The sequence below is a fragment of the Sandarakinorhabdus rubra genome (genome assembly GCF_010994245.1).
GTDB lineage: Bacteria > Pseudomonadota > Alphaproteobacteria > Sphingomonadales > Sphingomonadaceae > Sandarakinorhabdus > Sandarakinorhabdus rubra.
This window is the reverse complement of the sequence record NZ_WMHO01000277.1, coordinates 1-2,876: the sequence shown is the minus strand read 5'-3', so window position 1 is coordinate 2,876 and position 2,876 is coordinate 1. Positions and strand designations below refer to the sequence as shown.

Below are 2,876 nucleotides of genomic sequence, written 5' to 3'. Positions count from 1 at the left end.
ATCGGCGATGCGGCCCGGCCGGTGCTGGCGGCAGCGCTGAAGCCTCACCTCGCCGATGGCCGCGTGGAACTGCCGGGTGCGGCATGGCTGGTGACGGCGCGGGCCTGATCATCCGCAGGCTGGCCCCGGCCGACCTGCCGCTGCTGCTGGCGGCCAGCGTGCTGTTCGATCATCCGCTGCGCCCCGAGATGGCCCGGCGCTTCCTCGCCCATCCCGATCATCACCTGTTTGCCGCCATGGCCGATGGGGCGATGATCGGATTCGTCAGCGCCGTCACCTATCTTCATCCCGACAAGCCGCTGGAATGCTGGCTGAACGAGGTTGGCGTCGCCGAGGCCTGGCAGCGCCGCGGGATTGGCCTGGCGCTGATGCGGGCGGCGCTTGATCACGCCTGGTTGCTGGGCTGTGAAGCCGCCTGGGTGCTGACCAACAGCAGCAACCGGGCCGCGCGTGGCCTCTATGCAGCGGCGGGCGGCACGGCCAGCCCGGCGGCGCGGCATGGCGATGGCGTCATCATGTTCGATTTCCGCCCCGCCGCCTGAGGCTTTCGCGCCCTTTACGCTGCGCGCCGGCTGCCGTAAGCGCGTCGGCCATGACGTCCTCGAACGATATCCGCCGCAGCTTCCTCGATCATTTCGCCAGCGCCGGGCACAGCATCGTGCCATCGGCGCCGCTGGTGCCGCAGAATGATCCGACGCTGATGTTCACCAACGCCGGCATGGTGCCGTTCAAGAATGTCTTCACCGGGCTGGAACGCCGGCCCTACAGCACGGCGGTCTCCAGCCAGAAATGCGTGCGCGCCGGCGGCAAGCACAACGATCTCGACAATGTCGGCTACACGGCGCGGCACCACACCTTCTTTGAAATGCTGGGCAATTTCTCGTTCGGCGATTATTTCAAGGAACGCGCCATCAGCCTCGCCTGGGACCTGCTCACCCGCGAATGGGGGCTGGCCAAGGACCGGCTGACCGTCACCGTCTATCACACCGACGACGAGGCGGCCGACCTGTGGAAGAAGATCGCCGGCATTCCCGACAGCCGCATCATCCGCATCGCTACCAACGACAATTTCTGGTCGATGGGCGACACCGGCCCGTGCGGACCCTGTTCGGAAATCTTCTGGGATCACGGCGACCATATCCCCGGCGGCCCGCCCGGCAGCCCCGATGAGGATGGCGACCGTTTCGTCGAGATCTGGAACCTCGTCTTCATGCAGTATGAGCAGGTGGACAAGTCCACGCGGCTCGATCTGCCGCGCCCGTCGATCGACACCGGCATGGGCCTGGAACGCATCGCCGCCGTGCTGCAGGGCGTCCACGACAATTATGACACCGACACGTTCAGGACGCTGATCGCCGCCAGCGAGGACCGTGTGGGCCGTGCCGCCAGCGCCGAAGCCCGCGCCTCGCACCGGGTGGTCGCCGATCACCTGCGCTCCGCCGGCTTCCTGGTGGCCGATGGCGTGCTGCCGGCCAACGAGGGGCGCGGCTATGTGCTGCGGCGGATCATGCGCCGCGCCATGCGCCACGCGCACCTTCTGGGCGCGAAGGAGCCGTTGATGCATCAATTGGTGCCGGCGCTGATCGGCACCATGGGCCAGGCCTATCCGGAGCTTGGCCGCGCGCAGGCGTTGATCGAGGAGACGCTGAAGCTGGAGGAAACCCGCTTCCGCCAGACGCTGGAGCGCGGGTTGGGCCTGCTGGACGAGGCGAGCGCGAAGCTGGCGTCGGGTGGCACGCTGCCCGGCGATGTCGCCTTCCGCCTCTACGACACCTATGGCTTTCCTTATGACCTGACCGAGGATGCCCTGCGCGCCCGCGGCATCGCGGTTGATCGCGCCGGCTTCGATGCCGCCATGGCCGAACAGAAGAAACTCGCCCGCGCCGCCTGGACCGGGTCGGGCGAGGCCAAGGATGCGGCCGTGTGGTTCGACATTGCCGAAGCCCACGGCGCCACCGAGTTCACCGGCTACACCGGCCTTGTCGGCGAAGCGCAGGTGCTGGCGCTGGTGAAGGACGGCAAGCAGGTGGACACCGCCAGCCCCGGGGACAGCCTGGTGGTGATCACCAACCAGACGCCCTTCTATGCCGAAAGCGGCGGCCAGGCCGGCGATGGTGGCAGCATCAGCTGGGGCGACGGCCTGTCGGCGCGGGTGACCGACACGAGGAAGGCGCTGGGCAAGCTGCACCTGCACGACGTGACGCTGACGGAAGGATCGCTGAAGGTCGGTGACGTGGTCCGGCTCGAGGTGGACGCCCCGCAGCGCGGCGCCCACCGCCGCGCCCACAGCGCCACTCACCTGCTGCATGCCGCGCTGCGCCGCCGGCTGGGCACCCATGTCACCCAGAAGGGCTCCTATGTGGGCGCCGACACGCTGCGCTTCGACTTCTCTCACCAGAAGGCCGTCACGCCGGCCGAACTGGCGGCGGTCGAGGCCGACGTGAACGCCCAGGTGCTCGGCAACCGGCCGGTGACCACCACGCTGATGACCCCCGATGACGCCATCGCCGCCGGCGCCATGGCGCTGTTCGGCGAGAAATATGGCGAGGAGGTGCGCGTGCTTGCCATGGGGGCCGACGATGGCGGCGACACCTATAGCGTCGAACTGTGCGGCGGCACGCATGTCGGCGCGCTGGGCGACATCGGCCTGCTCAAGATCACCGGCGAGAGCGCGGTCGCCAGCGGGGTGCGCCGCATCGAGGCCAAGACTGGCATCGCCGCGCGCGAATGGCTGAACGAGCGGGAGACGCTGCTGCTGGAAGCGGCCGGTGCCATCCGCGCGCGGCCGGAGGAAGTCCCGGCGCGCGTGGCGGCCTTGCTGGACGAGCGCAAGCGGCTGGAACGCGAACTGGCCGACGCCAAGAAGGCGCTGGCGC

Annotated in this window: 2 protein-coding genes; both read left to right on the top strand. The window is 68.8% G+C overall.

Annotated features, from left to right (window positions below; all coding sequences use genetic code 11):
• The first annotated feature begins 83 nt into the window (after nt 1-83).
• Nucleotides 84-542: a GNAT family N-acetyltransferase gene (locus tag GJV64_RS13270; protein WP_164157822.1), complete on the top strand. Its 459-nt coding sequence runs from the start codon at nt 84-86 to the stop codon at nt 540-542.
• Nucleotides 543-592: 50 nt separating this feature from the next.
• Nucleotides 593-2,876, top strand: a 2,284-nt coding sequence (gene alaS / locus GJV64_RS13265) for an alanine--tRNA ligase (RefSeq protein ID WP_164157821.1), incomplete at its 3' end; no start/stop codon positions are given.